The following is a 355-nucleotide window of genomic DNA, read 5'->3' as shown; positions in this document are numbered from 1 at the left end:
GCCCCACGGAGCGGACCGGCAAGCCGCCGCCCGCAGAGCCCGTCCCAAGACAGCGAAACTGACCGGCGAGTCGAAACTGCGGGATTACGTGCAGGCAGGACTGGGTCTGGAATGGTCACCGGAGCAGATATCGCACAGGCTGGTCACGGACCACCCCGATGACCAGGAGATGCGCGTGAGCCCCGAGACGATCTACCAGGCCCTCTACCTCCAGGCCCGGGGCGGCCTCAAACGCGAAATCCARGCCGCCCTGCGCACCGGCCGCGCCCGCCGCCACCCCCACAACAACTCCGCGGAACGACGGYCCCGGTTCGCGGACCCAATGATCATGATTTCCGAACGCCCGCCCGAAATC

1 protein-coding gene is annotated in these 355 nt (G+C 67.7%); it reads left to right on the top strand.

Features of this window, described 5'->3' with window-relative positions; translation table 11 throughout:
• Positions 1-355, top strand: a 355-nt coding sequence (locus AC1DD3_RS22175) for a transposase (RefSeq protein WP_476882537.1), incomplete at both ends; no start/stop codon positions are given.

It is taken from the genome of Arthrobacter sp. 05T444, assembly GCF_056395905.1.
Note: the sequence above shows the minus strand (reverse complement) of the source record. Positions and strands in the feature narration are given on the sequence as shown.